The sequence below is a fragment of the Halomonas sp. TG39a genome (genome assembly GCF_000744395.1).
GTDB lineage: Bacteria > Pseudomonadota > Gammaproteobacteria > Pseudomonadales > Halomonadaceae > Vreelandella > Vreelandella ventosae_B.
Genome location: NZ_JQLV01000001.1, coordinates 1,850,649 through 1,872,376 on the forward strand (window position 1 = coordinate 1,850,649; position 21,728 = coordinate 1,872,376).

The following is a 21,728-nucleotide window of genomic DNA, read 5'->3' on the forward strand; positions in this document are numbered from 1 at the left end:
GGCCGATTATTTCAACATGTTCAAGTATTGGCGCAGCACCTCGGCATTGTTATGGCGCTCTTCCTTAGAGGCGAACACCAGCGTGAGTTGCTCTTTCCTGGCACGCTGTGCAAGGTCACGCAGGGACTCGCGATAGGGCGTTAACTCTTTGAGATAGCGTCGGCGGAAGTCATTCCAGTTGAGTGAGCCATTATGAAATGCTTTGCGAAGTTCGCTGCTCGGTGCGATCTCCTTGCGCCACTCATCGATTTTGGCTTCTTCCTTGGACACACCGCGCGGCCAGATCCCGTCGACTAGGACACGATAACCATCCTTGCTGTGAGGTGAGTCGTAGGCACGTTTTAATTCGATTTTCATAGCCACCTCCGTATTACCTTGGTTTCTCTTTAAGGCTAGTAAAGTTGAGCAGGGGGTCATGGGATCCCCTGCCTTTAATAGGTAGCCTAAAAGTCGTTACCCTAACCGGCCATTATCAAGCTGCGTCGAGCGGGCGTGAGGGGCCAAAGTGCTCAAAGTGTCGACGATCCTCGTCGACACCCAGTTCAGACAAAGCGCTGTTAATCGCTGTCATAAACCCTTGGGGGCCGACGAAATAGCAGCGTGTCTTGAGATCAGGCAGGTAGTGAGCTAATAAACTGCGGTCGATACGACCAATATGTTCGGCTTCGTTACCGCGTTCATGAATTCGGGCAGCCTGAAGGCGTTGAGGATACTCGCTCTTCAGCGCCTCTAATTCGTCTTTAAAGGCCTGATGGTCGGCATCCAGGGCGGCGTGTAGATAGATAACTTGCCGTCCAAGAGATAAGGCATGGCGCGCCATGGGGAGCAGGGGCGTTTGACCAACGCCGCCGCTGGCAAGCAGAAGAGGCTCATCACCCTCAACCAACGTGAGGTCTCCTGCTGGCGGTAACAGCTCCAAGGTGTCGCCGGGTTGTAAGACATCGTGGAAGTGGCGGCTGACTTGGCCCTGTTCTTCGCGTTTGATCGAGATTCGATAGCTTTGGCCATTTGGGGTGTCTGAGAGGCTGTAATGTCGATAAACCAGCTCGCCATTAATGGTTAGACGTATACCGATATACTGACCTGGCTCATGGTCAGCCACACGACCTTCATCCTCGGGCTCAAGGATAAAAGAGCGAATTAAAGCACTTTCCTGCTGGGTACTGGCAATTTTGAAACGGCGTGTGCCGCGCCATCCGCCCGGGCGCTGCTCAAACTCACGATAGCGCTGGTCTTCGAGGTCGATTAACAGTGCGGCAAGCTCGTTATATAGAGCGCCCCAGGCATCGGCGATTTCCGGGGTGACAGCTTCACCCAGCACTTCACCAATTGCTGCCAGCAAGCACTCACCGACAATAGGGTACTGCTCGGGAAGAATGCCTAGCGAGATATGTTTACTGACCACAACATCCAGAGTAGCACGCGCCTGACCTGGGTTGCTGCGCAGTTGGACATAGGCCAAAACAGCGTTGGCCAGGGCACGGGGCTGACCACCGCTTTGCTGATGAACCTCATTAAAGAGGGGCTTGACCTCTGGGTAGCGAGTAAACATCAGCGGATAGAAGCGCTGGGTAATCGCATTGAGGTGTTCGGCCACGACGGGAGCGGTTGCGTTGATTAGTGTTTCTTGCTGATGAGTTAGCACTGTTATTTCCTCGATACATTAAGATGCATTTATAGTGCATCTTAATGCTGTGAGTCTTTGGGTGCTAGCCATAAGATGTATTTTTGATGCATGTCATGGTTTTTGTTGATGGCTAGGCGCAAAATCATATTTCCAAGTAATTTAGTCAGGATTACGCCATGCCAACGACCAACTCATCCCAGCCTGCTTCTAAGCTTGAGCATCTGCCATTAATGCGCCTGGCTTTTAGGCCTTTCTTTCTGCTGGCCGCGCTGTTTAGCGTGGCGTCTCTATTGGTGTGGTTGGGCTTCTGGCACGGCAATATTTTGCTGCGACCTTATGGCGGCTTGGTGTTCTGGCATCAGCATGAAATGTTGTTTGGCTTTGCCGCGGCGGTGGTCGCGGGATTTTTGCTTACCGCTGTGCGTAACTGGACAGGATTGCCGAGTTTAAACAGCGGGCCGTTACTGGGTCTGGTGGTGCTATGGCTATTAGGTAGGGTGCTGATGGCTTTCCCCATGGAGATGCCGGAGTGGATATTGCTGGCGGTTGACCTTGCGTTTCTGCCAATGGTCGCCATTGTTATGGCGCGTCTAGTTATCACCGCAAAGCGTTGGCGCAACTTGGTCTTTATACCCGTGCTGTTGCTGTTTGCCATTGCTAACCTGGCGATGCACTTAGGAGTGATGCAGGGTAACGCCGAGTTAATTCGCCAAGCTGCCTACTTAGCCGTGCTGTTAATCACACTAATGATGACAGTCGTTGGCGGGCGCGTGATTGCCATGTTTACCGCCAACCGTTTGGGACGAACCAAACCTGACCCTATTCCTTTACTCGAAGGAGTGACGTTGGTTAGCACGGCTGGCGTAGTCGTGCTGCAGCTGGTCGTCATGCTGGGTGTTGCCATGCCTGCTGCATTCATGGGTGGGGTAATGCTCTTAGCAGCGCTGGCCAATACTGTTCGCATGGCGCGCTGGGGTGGGCTGCACAGTTGGCGCGAACCTTTACTTTGGGGGCTCCACGGTAGCTACGCCTGCATTCCGCTAGGGTTTATTATGTGGGTCTTGGCATTTATGGGACTGATGCGTACAGAGCTAGCCGTGCACGCCCTGACGATTGGTGGCATGGGTACCATGATGCTGGCCATGATGGCCAGGGTTTCGCTAGGTCATACGGGCCGACCCATACGCACTTTGCCAGGTATGGGTGTGGCGCTAGGCTTAATGCTAATAGCCGCCTTAGTGCGCTCACCCGTTTTGGGGTTATTTCCCCAGATCACCCACTGGACTTACACGCTCAGCATCATCTTCTGGTGCGTAGCCTACGCAATATTCCTCGCGCACTACACTTGGCCGTTGATGCAGGCGCGCGTTGACGGGCAGGATGGCTAGAAAGTGCTAAGCGCTAACGGTAGGAATGCGCATAAGTTGCGCCAATTGAGATTGTTGACTGCCCAGCAGGTCGGCCAATGTGTAGTGGTCGAGTACACCTAGAAATGCTGACAGTGCATCATTAAGTATCGGTTGAAGGCGACATGCCGACGTAATGATGCAGGCATTGTCGCTATGAAAGCACTCCACTAACGCCATGTCATGCTCCATCTCGCGTACCAGCTCGCCTAACCCAATGGTTGCAGGGGCACGTGTCAGCAGTAAGCCGCCATTCTTGCCACGAATAGCGGTAACGTAGTTCTTTTGACTTAGCTCCTGAACAATTTTCATCAAATGATTGCGTGAGATATTAAACGTCTCGGCAATTTCATTAATCGTCGAACGCTCCTCCCCCTTGGCCGCAAGAAAGATCAATACGCGTATCGAATAATCTGTGAATCGGGTGAGATGCATGGAGTGCGTTTTGCTCCGAGAGTAATCCAGCTATAAGAAGCATGTTGTATGAATGTTCAGTAGGTTGCAATGATAACGGGATCAAACGTTGATGATCACTCAATAGTGAGTCTCCTTTGAAAGCTCCTTTTCTGTCTGCGTGCATATCCCTTTTTTCAAAAACCAGCACTCGCGCACGGTGTAATTTCAACAGCGCCAACCGTCTATTCCTTTACGTTGGCCGTTCTATCACCTTGGGGGTAGACAGGGTGTATATGGAGGTAATCACGCAGTAATTCGCTTGTCGATCACGCAGAATCCACTCCATGGAACCCGCACTGTCGGGTATGCAAATTTCCGAGGAGCCTGGAGATCGACCATGAGTCACTTCATAGATCGGCTGAATTTCTTCCGCAAGTCCCGCGAGCCTTTTGCCAACGAACACGGTGAGCTACGCAGCGAATCCCGCCAGTGGGAAGATAGTTATCGTGCCCGCTGGCAACACGACAAGGTAGTGCGTAGCACCCACGGGGTGAACTGCACCGGCTCCTGTAGCTGGAAGATCTACGTCAAAAACGGTTTAGTTACCTGGGAAACCCAGCAGACTGACTACCCCCGTACCCGTCCCGACCTGCCTAACCATGAGCCGCGTGGCTGCCCTCGCGGCGCCAGCTACTCCTGGTATCTGTACAGCGCTAACCGCCTCAAGTACCCGTTGATCCGCAAGCCGCTGCTGGCGCTATGGCGCGAAGCGCTCAAGGCTAACCCAGACCCGGTCGACGCCTGGGCGTCTATTGTCGAAGACCCCGCCAAGACCAAACAGTACAAGCGTGCTCGCGGCATGGGCGGCTTCGTTCGCGGTAACTGGGACGAGCTCAACGAGCTGGTCGCTGCCTCTAACGTTTACACCGCCAAGCAGTACGGCCCCGACCGTATTCTCGGCTTCTCGCCGATTCCTGCCATGTCGATGGTCAGCTACGCCGCGGGTAGCCGCTACCTGTCGCTGATTGGCGGCGTCTGCATGAGCTTCTACGACTGGTACTGTGACTTGCCGCCGGCCTCGCCAATGACCTGGGGCGAGCAGACCGACGTTCCCGAGTCCGCAGACTGGTACAACTCCGGCTACATCATCGCCTGGGGCTCCAACGTGCCCCAGACGCGTACCCCGGATGCCCACTTCTTTACCGAAGTACGTTACAAGGGTACCAAGACGGTCTCGATCACCCCGGATTATGCCGAAGTCTCCAAACTTACCGACGAGTGGCTGTCCGCCAAACAGGGCACCGATGCCGCCCTGGCGATGGCCATGGGCCATGTCATCCTCAAGGAATTCCACCTTGAGAACCCCAGTGCTTACTTTACTGACTATGTGCGCCGCTATACCGACATGCCGTTCCTGGTGGAACTGGAAGTGCGTGAAGATGGCAGCTTCGCACCGGGTCGCCAACTGCGTGCCAGTGATTTTGATGCTGCCCTGGGTCAGGAAAACAATCCCGAGTGGAAAACCGTTGCCTGGGACGAAACCCGTGACCAGCTGGTGGTGCCACGCGGTTCCATCGGTTTCCGCTGGGGCGAAACCGGCGACGAAGTGGGCAAGTGGAACCTGGAATCGCTGGACGCCGCAGGCACCGAGATCAAGCCGTTGCTAAGTTTGGTCAATCACCACGATAGCGTCGCGCGCGTTGCGTTTCCTTACTTTGGTGGTATCGAACACGAACACTTTGAGCACGTAAAAGGAGCCGGTGTAGGTGCCGCCGATGACCTACTGTTCCACAATTTGCCCGCCAAACGCTTGAAGAGAGCCGATGGCAGCGAAATGCTGGCGGTCACCGTTTTTGATCTGATGTGTGCCAACTACGGTATCGACCGTGGCTTTGTCGGCGACGGCGAAGATGATGGCGCGACCTCGTTTGATCAGATTCGTCCCTATACCCCCGCGTGGCAGGAGAAAATCACCGGCGTCCCTGCAGAGCAGTGCACCCGCATTGCCCGTGAATTTGCCGATAATGCCAATAAAACCAACGGCCGTAGCATGATCATCGTTGGTGCCGGTATGAACCACTGGTACCACATGGACATGAACTACCGCGGCCTGATTAACATGCTGGTCATGTGTGGTTGTATCGGTCAGAGCGGTGGCGGCTGGGCCCACTACGTTGGTCAGGAAAAACTGCGTCCGCAGACTGGCTGGACGCCTTTGGCCTTTGGCCTCGACTGGCAGCGCCCGCCGCGCCATATGAACTCTACTTCCTTCTTCTATAGTCACTCCTCCCAGTGGCGCTACGAGAAGCTCGAGATTAAAGAAATTCTTTCGCCGTTGGCCAAGGCCGAGGATTACCCCGGTAGCCTGATTGACTTTAACGTGCGTGCTGAGCGCATGGGCTGGCTGCCGTCAGCACCACAACTGGACACTAACCCGCTACGCCTAGCGAAAAAAGCCGAAGCCGCGGGTATGACGACAGCTGACTATGCCGTTCAGCAGCTCAAGAACGGTGAACTGCGCTTTGCCGCGGAAGACCCGGATGCGCCAGAGAACTTCCCGCGCAATATGTTCATCTGGCGCTCCAACCTGCTGGGTAGTTCCGGTAAGGGCCATGAGTACATGCTCAAGTACCTGCTGGGTACTCGCCACGGTATTCAGGGTAAAGATCTGGGCGACTTCGGCGGCCAGAAGCCCGAAGAAGTCGTATGGCGTGACGAGGCGCCGGAAGGCAAGCTCGACCTGCTGGTGACGCTGGATTTCCGCATGTCCACCACCTGCCTCTACTCGGATATCGTGCTGCCTACGGCAACCTGGTATGAGAAGGACGACCTTAACACTTCTGACATGCACCCCTTTATTCACCCCTTGACTGCCGCCACCGATCCGGCCTGGGAATCGCGCAGCGACTGGGATATTTACAAGGGTATTGCCAAGGCGTTTTCCAAGGTGTGTGTAGGCCACCTGGGCGAAGAGACCGACCTGGTCACGCTGCCGATGCAGCACGACTCGCCAGGAGAGTTGGCCCAGCCGGCGGTGATGGATTGGAAGAAGGGCGAATGCGCGCCGATTCCCGGTAAGACCATGCCATCGCTGATTGAGGTTAAGCGCAACTATCCTGAAACCTATGAGCGCTTCACCTCCGTAGGGCCGCTGCTGGAAAGCATCGGTAACGGCGGCAAGGGCATCGCTTGGAATACCGATGCGGAAGTCGAGCTGCTGGGCAAACTCAACCATTGCAAGCTGGATGGCCCGCATAAAGGGCGCCCGTTGATCGACAGCGCCATCGATGCTGCCGAAATGATTTTGACCCTGGCACCGGAAACCAACGGCGCCGTGGCTGTGAAAGCGTGGGAAGCGCTCTCCAAAATTACCGGGCGTGACCATACCCACCTGGCAAGGCCCAAACATGACGAAAAAATCCGCTTTCTCGATGTCGTCGCCCAGCCACGCAAGATTATCTCCAGCCCGACTTGGTCCGGCCTCGAAGATGAGCATGTCTCCTATAACGCCGGTTACACCAACGTTCACGAGCTGATCCCCTGGCGCACCGTGAGTGGTCGTCAGCAGTTCTATCAGGATCATGCCTGGATGCGCGCTTTCGGCGAAAGCCTGCTGGTCTATCGCCCGCCCATCGATACCAAGGCAGCCAAAGGCTTCACGCTGCCTGCCGACAACGGTTTTAAAACGAAGGCGCTGAACTTTCTCACGCCGCACCAGAAGTGGGGCATCCACTCTACTTACTCGGACAACCTGCTGATGTTGACGCTTAACCGAGGCGGCCCGGTGGTGTGGCTCTCCGAGGCGGACGCGGCTGAGATCGATATCGAGGACAACGACTGGATCGAGGTCTACAACGCCAACGGCTCGATTGCCGCGCGGGCAGTGGTCAGCCAGCGGGTCAAAGCGGGCATGGTGATGATGTACCACGCCCAGGAGCGCAACGTGAACGTCCCTGGCTCTGAGGTCACCGGCACGCGGGGCGGTATTCACAACTCGGTCACCCGTGTCTGCCCCAAGCCAACCCATATGATCGGCGGCTACGCGCAGCTCTCTTACAGTTTTAATTATTACGGCACTGTCGGCTCAAATCGCGATGAGTTCGTGTTAGTGCGCAAGATGAAACACGTTGACTGGCTGGATGGTGAAGGCAATGACAGTGTTCAGAAGAACAGTGCTCAGGAGGCCGTGAAATGAAAATTCGTTCCCAGGTAGGCATGGTTCTCAACCTTGATAAGTGTATTGGTTGCCACACCTGTTCAGTGACCTGCAAAAATGTCTGGACCAGTCGCGAAGGTATGGAGTACGCCTGGTTCAACAATGTCGAGACCAAGCCCGGTATCGGCTATCCCAAAGAGTGGGAGAACCAGGCCAAGTGGAAGGGCGGCTGGATGCGCCGTAACGACGGTCGGATTGAACCGCGTATTGGTGGCAAATGGCGGGTGCTGGCGAACATTTTCGCCAACCCCGACCTGCCCGAGATGGATGACTATTATGAGCCGTTCACTTTCGACTACCAACACTTGCATACCGCCAAGATCGGTGAGCACCAGCCGGTGGCGCGTCCGCGCTCGCTGATTTCCGGTCAGCGTATGAAAAAGATCGAATGGGGCCCGAACTGGGAAGAGATTCTTGGCACCGAGTTCGCCAAGCGGCGCAAAGACGCCAACTTCGACAAGGTGCAGGCAGATATTTACGGCCAGTTCGAAAACACCTTCATGATGTATCTGCCGCGTCTGTGCGAGCACTGCTTGAACCCAACCTGTGTAGCGGCTTGCCCCAGTGGTGCGATCTACAAGCGGGAAGAGGACGGCATCGTTCTAATCGACCAGGACAAGTGCCGTGGCTGGCGTATGTGTATCTCCGGCTGCCCCTACAAGAAGATCTACTACAACTGGAAAAGCGGTAAGTCCGAGAAGTGTATCTTCTGCTACCCGCGTATCGAGGCCGGTCAGCCGACCATCTGCTCCGAGACCTGTGTGGGCCGCATTCGCTATCTCGGCGTGCTGCTGTATGACGCTGACCGTATAGAGGAAGTGGCAAGCTCCCCTGACGAGCGTGATCTCTACCACCGCCAGTGCGAGATTTTCCTAGATCCCAACGATCCGGAAGTAATTGCCCAGGCCAAGCGGGATGGCATCCAGGATAACGTCATCAAAGCCGCCCAGGCCTCACCGGTTTACAAGATGGCTATCGACTGGGGATTGGCGCTGCCGCTGCACCCGGAATACCGCACGCTGCCGATGGTGTGGTACGTGCCGCCGCTGTCGCCGATTCAGTCCGCCGCTGAGGCGGGGCATGTAGAGTTCGATGGCATCCTGCCCAAGATCGAATCACTGCGTATCCCGGTGAAGTACCTGGCTAACCTGTTGACAGCCGGTGAAGAGGAGCCCGTGGTATTGGCACTCAAGCGCTTGATGGCGATGCGTGTCTACATGCGCGGCAAGCACGTGGAGGGTGCCCCCAACGCCGAAGTGCTTGATGCCGTGGGGCTGAGCGTGGCCCAAGTAGAGGAGATGTACCGCTACCTGGCCATTGCCAACTACGAGGATCGGTTTGTGATCCCCACCAGCCATCGGGAAATGGCCACCGAAGCCTTCCCTGAACGGGGAGGATGCGGCTTTACCTTTGGTGATGGTTGCCACGGTGAGAGCCAGCCCAACCTGTTCAATGGCCGTAAGCAGACCAGCGTGTTGGTGAAACCGGTAGAGGTCTTCGACCCGCAGCCACAACTTGAGGAGTCTCGTCATGACTGAAGCCACTACCCAATCGCCGATCCCGGTAGAGCCGTCGTTCGAGCCGCTACAGGGTATGCGTAGCCTACGCGTACTGGCCCGCCTGCTCGATTACCCGACACAGGAACTGCAGGATGCCAGCGGCGAGCTCATCGAAATTATCAATGCCGAGCGCCGCCTGGGGGCGGCTCTCAAATCGTCGCTAATGGAGTGGTGTCAGCGTCTCCAAGAGGGCGACCTGCTTGAGCTGCAGGCCGAGTATGTCGCTATGTTCGATAAGGGACGGGCTACGTCGCTGCTGCTATTTGAGCACGTTCACGGCGAGTCCCGTGACCGTGGTCAGGCCATGGTAGATCTTATGGCCGAGTACAGCGCGGCCGGGTTCGAGCTGGATGCCCGTGAACTGCCCGATCATCTACCGGTATTTCTTGAATACCTTTCAATGTGCGATGAAGCCGAGATCGGCCGCTGGCTGGGCGAAATACGCCATATTCTGGCGCTGCTGACTGCGCGGCTGGAGGAGCGGGGAGCGGATCACGCGCTGGTACCGTTGTCACTATTGGCGTTAATCGGGGCCGAGGACGATGTCGAAGAGCATCGGCCCCAGGTCAAAAAAGAAGCGCCTGACAACACGCCCGAAGCATTGGACGCCGTGTGGGAAGAAGAAGCAGTACGCTTTTCGGCCACTTCTGACGAAGACTGCGCGCTGCAGTCGGCGGAAGGACGGCGGCTTGCCGAGCGCAAAAAAGCAGTGCACAGCGACCCCGTCAAAATCATGCCGTCCGCCTGGAGCGCTTCGCCTTCCTCAACCGTGGCCGATCGCTAAAAGGAGAATCGCCATGTTCATAGAATATCTGCAACATCTTATCTACGGCTATTATCCCTATCTGGCCGGTACGGTGTTCTTGGTCGGCAGTCTCGTGCGTTACGACCAAGGCCAGTTCACCTGGAAGACCGGCTCCAGCCAAATGCTGTCCTCGAAAAACATGCGTCTGGCCAGCAACCTGTTCCATATCGGCATTATCGTGATTTTCTTCGGTCATTTGGTGGGCATGCTCACGCCGCACTGGGTCTACGCACCTTTCCTGCATGCCGGTACCAAGCAGCTGATTGCCATCGTGGTGGGGGGTATCGCCGGTGCCATGTGCGTGGTGGGCGGCGCCATGTTGCTCTATCGGCGATTGTTCAATCCTCGCGTAAAGGCATCGTCGAGCTTGATGGATACCTTGATCCTGGGTTTGATCGTCTTACAGGCATGCCTTGGCATGGTGACCATCATCTTCTCGCTAGGCCATATGGACGGTGAAATGATGCTGACGCTCTCCAGCTGGGCGCAGTCGATTGTCTTCTTCAGCGGCGGTGCGGCGGATTACATGCAGGAAGTGTCGTGGATCTACAAACTGCATATCTTTATTGGCCTAACTATCATTTTGCTGTTCCCGTTTTCGCGCTTGGTGCATGTGTGGAGCGTGCCTTTCGGCTATGTGACTCGTCGCTATCAGATTGTCCGTCGGCGCAGTTAAAAACCGGCTTGTGCACGTCCAGGACCAGAGGAGAAATAAGATGCAGATGATTGATATCGTGCAACTACCTGGAGGCATCGCTCCGCCTCCGGTACGCGTCGGCGGCGCTAGTATCGATGAAGAAACGATTGCGTTAGAGATGCAGTATCACCCCGCTGAAACGGCGGGGGAGGCCCAGCTTCAGGCGGCTCGCGCGCTGGTGGTTAGGGAACTGCTGCGCCAGCGGGCGAACATGCTCGGCCTGCTGTCGCTGCAGGCAGCCAGCGAAGCACAGGAAGATGCGGCAATTGCTGCACTGCTCGAACAGGAGCTAGAGGTGCCCGAACCGGGGGAAACCGATTGCCAGCGCTTTTTTGACACCCACCGTGAACGCTTCAGCGAACCGACCCAGTTACGCGTTCGGCATATCCTGCTTGCGGCCGCACCCGATGACTCCTTGGGTCGCGATGAAGAGTACCAGCTTGGCGAAAAGCTGGTCGAACAGCTTAATCAGATACCCGAACGGTTTGCCGAATTTGCTCAACACCACTCCGCTTGCCCTTCAAAAGAGCTGGATGGTGATTTGGGCTGGTTGGTTCCAGGGCAGACCGTTCCAGAGTTGGATCGCGCTTTGCAGCACTTGCCCGAAGGTCTGCACGAGCGGCCCTTGGCGTCTCGCTATGGCTGGCATGTGGTGAGTATTGACGAGCGCAGAGAAGGTAGGGCGTTACCTTTCGATCAAGTTATTGACCGGGTGCGCCATAGCCTACGGGAGCAGGCAACTCGACGCGCGCTGCGTCACTATTTGCTGGCGTTAGAGAGTGAAATAGGCGTCGAAGGAATTGTTCTGGATGACGATGCTGGCGGCAGCTTGATGCAATAGCTTGAAGCAATAGCAAAGCTAATAGGAGAGGCTTGATGTCCCATGTTCCTGTAGATGCTCTTTTCACTCCGCTCGGCATCGCGGTGCTAACGGTTTCCGATACCCGTGGTTTCGACGAGGATGGTAGCGGTGACCTGCTGGTTGAACATCTGAGCGAAAGCGGCCATATCTTGGTCGAGAGGCGCATCGTTTCTGATGATATCTACCAGGTTCGTGCTGTGGTCTCGGAGTGGATTGCGCGAACGGATGTCCACGCGATTCTGGTTAATGGCGGCACTGGCTTTACCGCCCGGGATACCACTCCCGAGGCGTTGATACCGCTGTTCGACAAAGCGATTGAGGGGTATGGCGAGCTGTTCCGCCACTACTCTCTGAAAACAATCGGCACAGCGACGATCCAGTCTCGCGCCGTAGCGGGGGTGGCCAACCGAACGATGATATTTGCGATGCCCGGTTCGCCCAAAGCGTGTGCCTTGGCGTGGGACAGGATTATTGCTTTGCAGCTGGACTCCCGCACTCGGCCCTGCAACTTCGCCGCCATGGTGCTGCCTTCAGCGACCCCGTGCAGTGGACGTCACACAGCGACTTCTTCCAATGAGGTGGAGCGCTTATGAACTGTCACTGCGTAGAAATAGTCACGCCCGGCTTGTTAGATCTGTTTGATGCGCGCCAACGGCTTATCGACGCAGCCACGTCCATTAATGCAGTAGAAACCATCACCCTAGAACAATCGACAGGGCGAGTGCTGGCAGAAACGCTGGTCGCACCTCTCGATATGCCGGGCGTGGACAATAGCGCTATGGATGGTTACGCGCTGTGTCTGGCTGATTACCAAGCGGCACCTCGCGGCGCAGGCTTACCCATTCTCCAACGCGTACCAGCTGGCGCAGGCGTCATGCCGCTACCGGAAGGAGGCTGCGCGCGTATTTTTACCGGCGCGCCGATGCCCATGGGGGCAGATATTGTGGTGCCTCAAGAGCGGGTGGCTCTTGATCCGCGCGGGCATATACACCTCGAGGGTAGCTTGGTGCTAGGCGCTAACATTCGTCGCCAAGGCGAGGAGACTCGCATAGGCACCCCGCTGCTCGCTGTGGGTAAGCTTCTTGATGCCGCGTCGATTGCGCTGCTGGCAAGCCATGGAATCAATGCCGTGACTGTCAAACGGCGTCTGAGGGTGGCGCTGCTTTCCACCGGCGATGAGCTGATTGCCCCAGGTACAGTGCGATCACCGGGGCAGGTATACGACAGCAACCGCGCCATGCTTAACGTACTGCTAGCGCAAGCTCAGTGCGACGTGCTGGATTTGGGCGTCATCGCTGATTCACCGCAGTCATTGCATCAGGCCTTTGAGCACGCACAAACCGTTGCGGATGTGGTGATGTGCACCGGAGGCGTTTCGGTAGGCGAGGAGGATCATGTACGCCCAGTGATCGAGCAGCGCGGTGGCTTACATTTTCATGGTGTCGCCATGAAGCCAGGGAAGCCCTTTGCGTTCGGTTATCTGGGCGCGGAGCCTGCCTCTTCCACACCGTTAATGGCGCTGCCGGGTAATCCTGTGGCCTCCCTGGTGGGCTGGCAACTGCTGGCGCTGCCGTTTATCCATGCCATGCAAGGTAGAGCCGTAGCGGCTCTACAGCGTTACCCGGTAAAAGCGGGCTTTTCTCAGCGTGGCCCCCAGGGGCGCTGCGAGCTACTACGGGTGGTGATGGATTGGTCACAGGGGGCTCCCGTGGCGCAGCTAGCGGGCGGGCAGGGCTCACATATGCTCAGCGCGGCTAGCCAGGCCCATGGTTATTTAATGATTAACCCCGCCACGCAGGTAACTGAAGGGGCCACCTATCACTATTACCCCATCAATCAGTTCGCCGCTTGAACAGCTTTTCCTATCGTGGCCACTGACCTCGTTTGTTTTTCATAGGAGAGGGTATGTCTTCACAATACAAACCCCGCACACTGATTTATGCCTGCTCCGGCTGCTCTGATGTGGCGCAACTTGCCAATAGCGTTGCCCTGCGACTTGACCATGCAGGAGAGGCGGAAATGTCCTGCATTGCCGGTGTGGGCGGTGGTGTGCCCGGTCTGGTGCGCATTGCCCGCTCCGGGCGCCCTATTGTAGCCATTGACGGGTGCCAGATGCACTGCGCCAGCCACTGTCTCGCCAAAGCGGATGTGATACCCACAGAGCACGTAAAGCTATATGGAAACGGCCTGCGCAAGCGGCGGGGCCAGTTTTATGATGAGCAAACAATCATCGACGTCACTGCAGAAGTAAAAGAACTCATTGCACGGCTGCCCGTTAATGCCAATACCCAAGAGGAACCCATGGAATGAGTGCGCTAGTCGATGGGTATGGCCGTACGGTGCGTTACCTGCGTATATCGGTAACTGATCGTTGTGATTTTCGCTGTGTGTACTGCATGGCTGAGGAAATGACCTTTCTGCCACGCGCCCAACTGCTTACCCTTGAGGAGATAGCCGCGCTTTCACAGGCATTTGTCGAGCTGGGCGTGGAGAAAATCCGTCTAACTGGCGGTGAGCCGCTGGTACGCCAGGGCGTACTCACGTTAGTGCAAAAACTCGGTGCATTGGAAGGCCTGCGCGAGCTGGCGATGACCACCAACGGCTCAGGGTTGGTCAAGCATGCCGATGCTTTGCGGCAAGGCGGGCTACATCGACTCAATATTAGCCTCGACTCGCTAAAGCCCGAACGCTTTAAAGCATTAACCCGGACGGGGGATCTTGATCAGGTGGTCGCGGGTATCCGTGCAGCGCGTCGCGCTGGCTTTCAGTCGATTAAGCTCAACGCCGTATTGCTCAAGGGGCGCAATGACGACGAAATTATCGACTTGGTAAACTTTGCCCGGGATGAACAAGTCGATATCAGCTTTATCGAGGAGATGCCGCTGGGCGCTATCAGCGAGCATAACCGTGGTGAAACCTTTCTTTCCACTGATGCGGTACGCGAGACCATAGAAAACCACTATCAACTCTTACCCACCACCGAGACCACACTAGATCCATCCCACTATTACCGTATGGCAGACAGCCAGTCGCGGATTGGCTTTATCTCTCCCCATAGCCACAATTTCTGTGCTGCCTGTAATCGTGTTCGAGTGACGGCTGAAGGGCGGCTACTGCTTTGTCTGGGCAATGAGCACTCGGTAGATTTACGCGCCGTCATGCGACGTTATCCAGGGGATACTCAGCGGCTTAAAACGAACATTGTGGCTGCCATGGAGAAGAAGCCAGAGCGTCATCACTTCACGACTGATGGTGAAGTTCAGATAGTGCGATTTATGAATGCAACAGGCGGCTAACCCATTTTGCCGGTTAGCTTCATTTTTCCCGTGGTTGCCATGTGTGGTCTCTTATTTTCTAGATAGCAAATAGGTAGCAGAAGAAGAGTACACTGGGAGACAACGGAAAAACTATGACTCATGATTAATTTAATATTTTTCAATGTTTTAATTTTGTTTCTGTTTGTTTCTGCTTGAATGTGGGGTAAATGGAATGAGGTTGCAAAGGTCGCAGGTTCGAATCCTGTCGCTCCGACCAAAGATTATTAAAAACCGCCGATTTGGGTAAAACCAAGCGGCGGTTTTTTGTTGGTTGGTGAAATGTTGGCAAAACGAATAGGCCTAAGGGTACTGAACTTAGCTCTCTGTATTCCTACGCTGATCCTGATTGATAAGGGGCGGAAGTTTCGCGCCTCGCTGGTGCAGTGTCTGGGACTCGGCTTAAGGCATGGATTCAGCCACAATTGCGGAAATAATGAAAAGGGTCGTGAATCCTATAGAGCAGTTGATGGCAATGTTGGCCTCGATTTGATGCTGCTATGTATCAACATAAAGGTGCGTAATAGCCAGTCAGTACGCATTTAAGCGGGTTGTAGCGAAGCCTAGCAGTCGCATGCCAGCTTACTTCAATTATGTATAAACATTGAACGTATGGTGTAATATGTGCTTGGAATACAATCGTTGATTATTCAAAATAAAGGATATTACGCATGTCGTCAGTGCTGAGTGATTACATCAAAAAAGAACAGATGTTGAAGCAGTTACAAGCAGAGTTAAAAGCGCTTGAAGATAACAGTGAGTTGAAAAAAGAGATTGAATTTAAAGAAAAATTACAAGCGCTCATGACGGAGTATGGAAAATTAGCGCAAGATGTGTGCGCCATGCTTGATCCTTCCTACCGTAAAGCTTCAAACAAGAGCACCAAGACAAGCAGTACGGATGGACGTAAGAAGCGTCCCTTGAAGGTCTATAAAAATCCGCATTCGGGCGAAGTGGTCGAAACCCGTGGAGGGAACCACAAGGTGATCCAGGAATGGAAAGCGAAATTTGGCAATGAAGAGGTGGTGAGTTGGGTTGTAGAGGAGCGGGTGTAGTTGACGTTTTAAATATAAAAATGCCCCATATTGGGGCATTTTTGTTGTAACTTCAGCCTCTTACCTGCCTATTTTACCAATAGCGAGGATAGCGTCGGTGGCGGGCAAGGTTGTTAATCGTAATGGCCACTGCAAGCATAATGATGCAACCAACCCCAATGGGGAAAATGGGAAATAACCAGCCTAATTGGTGCACATTTTCCCCACCCGCTATGGCAGTCAATGCAGCCGCGGCACCTGGTGGGTGAACCGTATGGGTGATTTGCATAACCAGAATTGATAATGACACAGCGAGTGCCATGGCAATGGGGGAGGCTCCAAGCCATTGGTAGCAAGCCACACCTACTAGCGCAGACAGCATGCTGCCAAAGAGTACATGACTCGGCTGCGCAAAAGGGCTTTCAGGAGCCGCATAGATCAAAACAGAAGTGGCGCCAAAAGAGCCCACAATTAACAATTCTTTTGATAGCCAGCCTACACTCAACCAGCAAATTAACACCATCCCACTAAAGGCACCGAGCCACGACCAGAAAGCATCCTTCCAACCGACAAATGAACGCTGAACACGCTCACCGCGCATCTTATTTAAATAGGTCTTCATATTACGCTCAAATGCACCAATTGAGCGCGAATGATTGCAAAATGCACCGTATTAATGCAAATGAATGTTTGTAATGCTTTTATGCAAGCGGCTCAAGGTGCACCTCAAACCGCCTGTCTATAGGGGTGCAAGGGCTGCACCGTGTGCATAAGCAATTAGCTAATTGGCTTAAAGACGACTACTCGGTACTAGGTTTTCAGTCAGCAATGGAGCATATCTCTCTGTACATCACATCCAAATAATTGTTACCAAGGTGGCCCCAAGGCAGAGTATCCATAGCGCTGTAGTGATACCGGATATCAACTTTCGCTGTGGCGCTAAGAGTTCGCGCCGGATCGTCGGCCCAAACTGACAGCGACGCAGCAAGGCAACGTGTGATATCCAAGCAGCGCAGTTCGCTGTGAATGTATTCGTTCGCATAAGGGGGGCAATTAGCATCATCCCAGTGTGGTTTGGCTGACCAAATATAACGGGCTTGAGAGAGTAATCGAAAATGCTCAACAAACGGTTGGGGTCGAAGGGGGTAGTGGTTAATAGCGCTTTCCGTTAAGCTCCTCAGCAATTTTTATTTGCCTGCTTTGAGGTGATTGTATGAGGAGCCTGCTAAGGCTGTCTGCTATATCACTATCAGTACTCATGATAGCTGGTTGCTCAGATCCCAAAATTGATACTAGCTCCATGCCTGCGTCGGTTGTCTCTGTTGAAGAAGTGCGTAACTCGTTGCCTTCCTACAAGCGCGATGAGTTTGATCAAGGATTGATCATCATCGCCACGTCAACGTCGTTTAGTGGTATCGATATTCTCAACCCTCACCGCATGAATGCTGCTGAGATTGCCGAAACAGCCAATGCGCAAATGCACGGGTTAACGGGGGATCAGGTGATCCAGCGTGCCGATCAGATCCTGCGCGAACGCCGTGCGCGCGAGCGCGAGCAGGCGATTCGTACTTTAAGGCGTCTGGAAGAGAAGCAAGCACAAGCCGCCAGTGATCAGCAGCAGCTAGCGCGGTTCACCATTGATAGTGCTCGCTATTACATCGGCGCAAGCCCCTATGGCGCCCCAGAGCCAGTGATTGATCTTGAAGTGACCAATGGCACGGATCAGGCTATTGCTGAGCTGCTGTTGAGGGGCGTTGTGACTAGCTCTGACCGCTCGGTGCCTTGGGTTGATGAGTCTTTCTACTACGTTGTTCCTAGTGGCATTGAGCCGGGGGAAACGCTGGAGTGGAGCTTGGCACCCAACCGATTTGGCCCCTGGGGAAATGCCCAAATACCCACTGATGCAGAACTGACAGTAACCCTGGAAGGGCTGAAGGGGGGTGATGAGCAGCTTCTATGGAGCTCCCCTGAGCTAACAGAGCGTGAAATGGCCAAGCTTGAACGATTGCGGGAGGAGTATGGCGGCGTTGCGCTGTCGGGTGTGGAGTAAGCATCGTGCGAAGTAAACGATGCCAAACAAAGCGCCCCATCGGTTGTCCGATAGGGCGCATGCATAGATATTGTTAAGGTGGTCTTTAAATAGTTTTGTTAATTAGCTTTGTTACAAAGCCGCGGTGTTACCTACTCTTTGGCTTCATGGTCGGCGAGAGCGGCAACAACTGCCTCTTCCCACTGCCCTTCGGTTAGCCCCCAGTGCTCCATTTCTGCCTGATCGGCGCTGCCTTCCGACGCCTCGCGCAGTTTATCGACGCTGCTGCTTTCATAGCAGTGCTTGGCGAAATCTTTGGTTTTTACATCTTTTAACTGGTTAATCATCGACATATTGAGTTCCTTTCAAGGTCAATAGTGAGGTGTTGCCTGATAAGTGTAGCTATTCTGGCCACTTTTACCTGACTTGGTTCCCTGCACTGTTTAGCTGTCGTGAGAAAAAGGTAGAGAAGGCTTTCCGTGGGGTTAGGCGGCTATCAGCGCATCGATAAAAATCTTACCGGCGATACTCGCTAGCAGCAGCATAACCAAATTATCGAACCAGTAGTGGGGCAGCCGATTGCCCAGGCGAGCGCCGAGTGGCATGGCGGCAAGTATGATTACCAGGGCCAGGATACTAAAAAGGAAGCGTTCTAGGGTTAAAATACCTGCGTTTAAAAGCGCCGGTATTTGAACGATGGTAATGGCGACGAAGAAAACCGAGATTGAACCAATAAATACGTTACGTTTTAACTGCATCGCATTGAGAAACGTAACCGAAGCGGGCGCTGACATGCCTGCCGCACCTTGAAGTACGCCAGCGAGTAGCCCAATGGGAATCACTAGGCGCGCAGCGATATTAAAAGGCAGGGCGATGCGACGTTTCATGACTTTGATGATCAGGTAAAGCACGATCACACCCGCGACACCCAGTGATAGTATATCGGGAGATAAAACGATTAATCCCCAGGTGCCCAGAACAATGCCTAGCCCGCCTGCAATAGAGAAAGCCGCTAAAAAACGCAGGGGCAATAAGTGGCGTCGATATTGCCATACCTGTAAGGCATTGCTAAATAGGTTAGGCGCGACTAGTAGGGCGATTGCGAGTTGAACGTCGTACAGCATGGTGAGAACGGGCACGACAATCACTGGCACGCCTGAGCCGATGGCCCCTTTGACGATGCCTGCAACTAGCAGGGCTATAAATGCAATCGATAGCATAAAAGACTACTCGGCCCACCTTTAGCGCACAGCCGCCATTCTAATGGCAGCTGTGCGTATTGTTTATTCAGGATTTAGCGCCGTTAGTTGAGTACGTAGCAAGGCGTATAGTGCTGACCATCAAGCTTCATCCGGCCTTGGGCCACGAAAGAGGTCAGTAGCTCATCCAGGCGTTGCATCAATTCGGGTTCGGCGGTCAGTAGAAAGGGACCATGAGCTTCGATGGCACGAATACCGGGCTCTTTGACGTTGCCCGCTACAATTCCCGAGAAAGCGCGGCGCAGATTGGCGGCGAGCTCGTGGGTGGGCTGCTGGCGGTGCAGGGCCAAGGCGCGCATAGCTTCGTGCGTCGGCTCAAAGGTGGCCTGAAAGTCACGCGCAATGGTCAATCGCCAGTTGTAGTAGAAGGCATCCTGATGGGTGCGCCGGAATTCAGCGATTTCATCGATACCGTGACGCATGGCGCGCGCTACCGCGACCGGGTCGCCAGTAATAATGGTGTAGTAGCGGCGAATGTCTTCACCCAGGGTATAGACCAGGAACTCATCAATTTTCTGAAAGTAGGCCGCAGAATTGGCGGGGCCGGTGAAGATTAACGGGAAGGGAATATCCTTGTTGCTGGGGTGGAGCAGAATGCCCAGTAAATAGAGAATCTCTTCCGCAGTGCCGACTCCACCGGGGAACACGATAATCCCATGGCCTAGGCGCACAAAGGCTTCTAGCCGCTTTTCAATATCTGGCATCACCACCAGTTCATTGACGATGGGATTGGGCGCTTCGGCAGCGATAATGCCGGGCTCTGAAATACCTAAATAGCGGCCTTCCTTGCGCCGCTGCTTAGCATGGGCAACGTTAGCGCCTTTCATGGGGCCTTTCATTGCGCCAGGTCCACAGCCGGTACAAATGTCCAAATCGCGTAGGCCTAAGTGGTAACCCACATCTTTGGTATATTCGTACTCTTCCCGGGAAATAGAGTGACCGCCCCAACACACCACCAGGCTAGGATCGCGGCCAGGTTTTAGCGTGCCCGCTTTGCGCAGAATGTGGAAAACCGCATTGGTGGTACCTTCGCCCGTGCTAAGGTCAAAACGATTGTGGTGTTGAATCTCATTGTAGACGTAAACAATATCGCGAATGATCGAGGACAGATGCTCACGAATACCGCGAATCATACGGCCATCAACAAAGGCTTCGGCGGGCGCGTTGGTTAGTTTTAAGCGAATACCCCGGTCTTGCTGTAGCACTTCAATATCAAAATCTTTATAGGCTTCTAAAATCGCCAGGCTATCATCGCTGGGATTACCGCAATTAAGTACTGCCAACGCGCAGCGCCGAAGCAGATCGTGTAGGCCGCTTTGAGAAGTTTTGTGCAGCCGATTAACTTCATGCTGAGAGAGTACTTCGAGGCTTCCTTCGGGAGAAATGATGCTGGAGAGGGTGGCGCGAGGTTGAACGTTTTCGGTCATTAGCGGGGCTGTCCCTAATCGTGTGATGTCTTCTTGCATACTACCATGACCACGCGGCGGGTACAGCGCAGCGGCTGGCCTCCTCGGCTGTGCTATTATGAGGCATATTTTCAAGGGCGGCGGCAGTAGAGAGTTAACCGTTAAAGACCGTTACCCAAGACCATGGCGCTTCATTATGTTTAATGCCCACTATTTTCGTACCTTTATTACGCTTGTTGAAACAGGCAGTTTTACCCGCACAGCTCAGCGGTTAGAAATGACCCAGCCGGGCGTCAGCCAGCATGTTCGTAAGTTGGAAGGGTATTTAAATAAAGAGTTGCTAGAGCGTAAGGGGCGTAGCTTTACGTTAACCGAATCGGGGCGGCGTGCTTACGATTACGCCTTAAAACTATTTGCTGAACATGAGCAGTTCCGTCACGGACTAGACGATGACTCTTTGGATAGCGGTGACTGCCGTATTGCCTCACCAGGCAGCGTTGGCCTGATGTTTTATCCGTATATATTGGGGCAGCAGCAAATGCACCCTAATCTAACGGTTAACTATAGCTTTGCGTTTAATCACGAAATCGTCAATGACCTGCTCGAAGGGCGCTATGACATCGGTATAGTCACCGAGGCAATGCGCCACCCCGAGCTTGATTGCACAATCTGGCACCAAGAGCCTCTCTGCCTCGTGGTGCCAGCTGATTTTGCGGGTAACACGCTGTCCGATTTAATGGGTATTGGTTTTCTCAATTATTACGACGGGATTAACCACGCCAATGCGCTGCTGCGCGCGAATTACCCCGACGAGTTTCGCTCAATGACGCATTTCCGACATCAAGGCTTTACCAATGAAGTCAGTATGGTGCTGGATGCGGTGGCAAGGGGGTTGGGGTTTACCGTGGTCTCGCGGCTGGTATTGGAGACCTCGCCCTGGCAGCGTCAGGTCAAAGCGCTGAACCTGCCTAACGCGGTCAATGAAGTGCTTTATTTGTTGCGCCGCCGCGACTCGGTGCTGCCTAAGCGCTACGAGAAGTTGCTAGATGGTTTTTACGCTCAGCGCCTGCAAGAAAAAACGCCCCCAGTACCATCGAATAGTTAGGTTCCAGAGGCGT

20 protein-coding genes are annotated in these 21,728 nt (G+C 54.2%); 13 read left to right on the top strand and 7 right to left on the bottom strand.

The annotated features are described in order from the left end of the window. Positions 1–6: 6 nt before the first annotated feature. Together U738_RS08150 and hmpA are read right to left on the bottom strand one after the other, a co-directional pair. Positions 7–357: a DUF488 domain-containing protein gene (locus tag U738_RS08150; RefSeq protein WP_035579106.1), complete on the bottom strand. Its 351-nt coding sequence runs from the start codon at positions 355–357 to the stop codon at positions 7–9. Between the two features lie 115 nt (positions 358–472). Further along, on the bottom strand, positions 473–1,645 hold the full coding sequence (gene hmpA / locus U738_RS08155; RefSeq protein ID WP_035579109.1) for an NO-inducible flavohemoprotein: 1,173 nt from the start codon (positions 1,643–1,645) through the stop codon (positions 473–475). Positions 1,646–1,803: 158 nt separating this feature from the next. Between hmpA and U738_RS08160 the strand changes: the two genes are divergently transcribed. Then, positions 1,804–3,015, top strand: a complete 1,212-nt coding sequence (locus tag U738_RS08160) for an NnrS family protein (RefSeq protein WP_035579111.1) — start codon at positions 1,804–1,806, stop codon at positions 3,013–3,015. Between the two features lie 6 nt (positions 3,016–3,021). On the opposite strand, the gene U738_RS08165 is transcribed toward U738_RS08160, so the two are convergent. Further along, positions 3,022–3,468: an Rrf2 family transcriptional regulator gene (locus U738_RS08165; protein WP_035579114.1), complete on the bottom strand. Its 447-nt coding sequence runs from the start codon at positions 3,466–3,468 to the stop codon at positions 3,022–3,024. Positions 3,469–3,826: 358 nt separating this feature from the next. On the opposite strand from U738_RS08165, the gene U738_RS08170 reads away from it, so the two are divergent. From U738_RS08170 to U738_RS08215, 10 genes are all read left to right on the top strand, one after another. Further along, on the top strand, positions 3,827–7,624 hold the full coding sequence (locus U738_RS08170) for a nitrate reductase subunit alpha (protein ID WP_035579116.1): 3,798 nt from the start codon (positions 3,827–3,829) through the stop codon (positions 7,622–7,624). Beyond that, entirely contained in the window at positions 7,621–9,183 is a 1,563-nt protein-coding gene (narH, locus tag U738_RS08175) for a nitrate reductase subunit beta (protein ID WP_035579119.1), read from the top strand. The genes U738_RS08170 and narH overlap by 4 nt, the downstream gene beginning before the upstream one ends. Next, positions 9,176–9,988, top strand: coding sequence for a nitrate reductase molybdenum cofactor assembly chaperone (gene narJ, locus U738_RS08180; protein WP_035579121.1), 813 nt, complete (start codon positions 9,176–9,178; stop codon positions 9,986–9,988). The genes narH and narJ overlap by 8 nt, the downstream gene beginning before the upstream one ends. 13 nt (positions 9,989–10,001) lie before the next feature. Beyond that, positions 10,002–10,685, top strand: a complete 684-nt coding sequence (narI, locus tag U738_RS08185; protein ID WP_035579123.1) for a respiratory nitrate reductase subunit gamma — start codon at positions 10,002–10,004, stop codon at positions 10,683–10,685. Positions 10,686–10,725: 40 nt separating this feature from the next. Then, on the top strand, positions 10,726–11,547 hold the full coding sequence (locus U738_RS08190) for a peptidylprolyl isomerase (protein WP_035579126.1): 822 nt from the start codon (positions 10,726–10,728) through the stop codon (positions 11,545–11,547). A 35-nt stretch (positions 11,548–11,582) separates the two neighbouring features. After that, positions 11,583–12,161 carry a molybdenum cofactor biosynthesis protein B gene (gene moaB, locus U738_RS08195; RefSeq protein WP_035579129.1) on the top strand — a complete coding sequence of 193 codons (579 nt, stop codon included), beginning with the start codon at positions 11,583–11,585 and terminating at the stop codon, positions 12,159–12,161. Beyond that, a complete protein-coding gene (locus U738_RS08200) occupies positions 12,158–13,420 on the top strand; it encodes a molybdopterin molybdotransferase MoeA (RefSeq protein WP_035579132.1) in 1,263 nt (420 codons plus the stop codon). The genes moaB and U738_RS08200 overlap by 4 nt, the downstream gene beginning before the upstream one ends. 53 nt (positions 13,421–13,473) lie before the next feature. Beyond that, positions 13,474–13,878 (top strand): putative zinc-binding protein, encoded by a 405-nt coding sequence (locus U738_RS08205; protein ID WP_035579133.1) that lies wholly within the window; start codon positions 13,474–13,476, stop codon positions 13,876–13,878. Next, positions 13,875–14,864, top strand: a complete 990-nt coding sequence (gene moaA / locus U738_RS08210; RefSeq protein WP_035579136.1) for a GTP 3',8-cyclase MoaA — start codon at positions 13,875–13,877, stop codon at positions 14,862–14,864. The genes U738_RS08205 and moaA overlap by 4 nt, the downstream gene beginning before the upstream one ends. A 689-nt stretch (positions 14,865–15,553) precedes the next feature. Next, on the top strand, positions 15,554–15,937 hold the full coding sequence (locus U738_RS08215) for a histone-like nucleoid-structuring protein, MvaT/MvaU family (protein WP_035579139.1): 384 nt from the start codon (positions 15,554–15,556) through the stop codon (positions 15,935–15,937). Between the two features lie 73 nt (positions 15,938–16,010). Here the strand turns inward: U738_RS08215 and U738_RS08220 are convergent, their stop codons facing one another. Beyond that, positions 16,011–16,538 (bottom strand): HPP family protein, encoded by a 528-nt coding sequence (locus tag U738_RS08220; protein ID WP_035579142.1) that lies wholly within the window; start codon positions 16,536–16,538, stop codon positions 16,011–16,013. Between the two features lie 636 nt (positions 16,539–17,174). On the opposite strand from U738_RS08220, the gene U738_RS08225 reads away from it, so the two are divergent. Then, positions 17,175–17,966: a DUF6694 family lipoprotein gene (locus U738_RS08225; protein WP_440870498.1), complete on the top strand. Its 792-nt coding sequence runs from the start codon at positions 17,175–17,177 to the stop codon at positions 17,964–17,966. 131 nt (positions 17,967–18,097) lie between these two features. On the opposite strand, the gene U738_RS08230 is transcribed toward U738_RS08225, so the two are convergent. From U738_RS08230 to ppnN, 3 genes are all read right to left on the bottom strand, one after another. Continuing rightward, the gene (locus U738_RS08230) at positions 18,098–18,298 is read right to left on the bottom strand and encodes a hypothetical protein (RefSeq protein WP_035579145.1); all 201 of its coding nucleotides are present in this window, start codon (positions 18,296–18,298) and stop codon (positions 18,098–18,100) included. 132 nt (positions 18,299–18,430) lie between these two features. Further along, positions 18,431–19,165 (bottom strand): sulfite exporter TauE/SafE family protein, encoded by a 735-nt coding sequence (locus U738_RS08235; protein WP_035579149.1) that lies wholly within the window; start codon positions 19,163–19,165, stop codon positions 18,431–18,433. Between the two features lie 83 nt (positions 19,166–19,248). Continuing rightward, positions 19,249–20,631 carry a nucleotide 5'-monophosphate nucleosidase PpnN gene (gene ppnN / locus U738_RS08240; protein WP_035579152.1) on the bottom strand — a complete coding sequence of 461 codons (1,383 nt, stop codon included), beginning with the start codon at positions 20,629–20,631 and terminating at the stop codon, positions 19,249–19,251. A 175-nt stretch (positions 20,632–20,806) separates the two neighbouring features. Between ppnN and U738_RS08245 the strand changes: the two genes are divergently transcribed. After that, entirely contained in the window at positions 20,807–21,715 is a 909-nt protein-coding gene (locus U738_RS08245; RefSeq protein WP_035579155.1) for a LysR family transcriptional regulator, read from the top strand. Positions 21,716–21,728: the final 13 nt, after the last annotated feature.

Coding starts and splice junctions, on each gene's coding strand:
- U738_RS08150 (WP_035579106.1), bottom strand. CDS start 357: ATGAAAATCGAATTAAAACGTGCCTACGACTCACCTCACAGCAAGGAT.
- U738_RS08160 (WP_035579111.1), top strand. CDS start 1,804: ATGCCAACGACCAACTCATCCCAGCCTGCTTCTAAGCTTGAGCATCTG.
- U738_RS08165 (WP_035579114.1), bottom strand. CDS start 3,468: ATGCATCTCACCCGATTCACAGATTATTCGATACGCGTATTGATCTTT.
- U738_RS08170 (WP_035579116.1), top strand. CDS start 3,827: ATGAGTCACTTCATAGATCGGCTGAATTTCTTCCGCAAGTCCCGCGAG.
- narH (WP_035579119.1), top strand. CDS start 7,621: ATGAAAATTCGTTCCCAGGTAGGCATGGTTCTCAACCTTGATAAGTGT.
- narJ (WP_035579121.1), top strand. CDS start 9,176: ATGACTGAAGCCACTACCCAATCGCCGATCCCGGTAGAGCCGTCGTTC.
- narI (WP_035579123.1), top strand. CDS start 10,002: ATGTTCATAGAATATCTGCAACATCTTATCTACGGCTATTATCCCTAT.
- U738_RS08190 (WP_035579126.1), top strand. CDS start 10,726: ATGCAGATGATTGATATCGTGCAACTACCTGGAGGCATCGCTCCGCCT.
- moaB (WP_035579129.1), top strand. CDS start 11,583: ATGTCCCATGTTCCTGTAGATGCTCTTTTCACTCCGCTCGGCATCGCG.
- U738_RS08200 (WP_035579132.1), top strand. CDS start 12,158: ATGAACTGTCACTGCGTAGAAATAGTCACGCCCGGCTTGTTAGATCTG.
- U738_RS08205 (WP_035579133.1), top strand. CDS start 13,474: ATGTCTTCACAATACAAACCCCGCACACTGATTTATGCCTGCTCCGGC.
- moaA (WP_035579136.1), top strand. CDS start 13,875: ATGAGTGCGCTAGTCGATGGGTATGGCCGTACGGTGCGTTACCTGCGT.
- U738_RS08215 (WP_035579139.1), top strand. CDS start 15,554: ATGTCGTCAGTGCTGAGTGATTACATCAAAAAAGAACAGATGTTGAAG.
- U738_RS08220 (WP_035579142.1), bottom strand. CDS start 16,538: ATGAAGACCTATTTAAATAAGATGCGCGGTGAGCGTGTTCAGCGTTCA.
- U738_RS08225 (WP_440870498.1), top strand. CDS start 17,175: ATGATAGCTGGTTGCTCAGATCCCAAAATTGATACTAGCTCCATGCCT.
- U738_RS08230 (WP_035579145.1), bottom strand. CDS start 18,298: ATGTCGATGATTAACCAGTTAAAAGATGTAAAAACCAAAGATTTCGCC.
- U738_RS08235 (WP_035579149.1), bottom strand. CDS start 19,165: ATGCTATCGATTGCATTTATAGCCCTGCTAGTTGCAGGCATCGTCAAA.
- ppnN (WP_035579152.1), bottom strand. CDS start 20,631: ATGACCGAAAACGTTCAACCTCGCGCCACCCTCTCCAGCATCATTTCT.
- U738_RS08245 (WP_035579155.1), top strand. CDS start 20,807: ATGTTTAATGCCCACTATTTTCGTACCTTTATTACGCTTGTTGAAACA.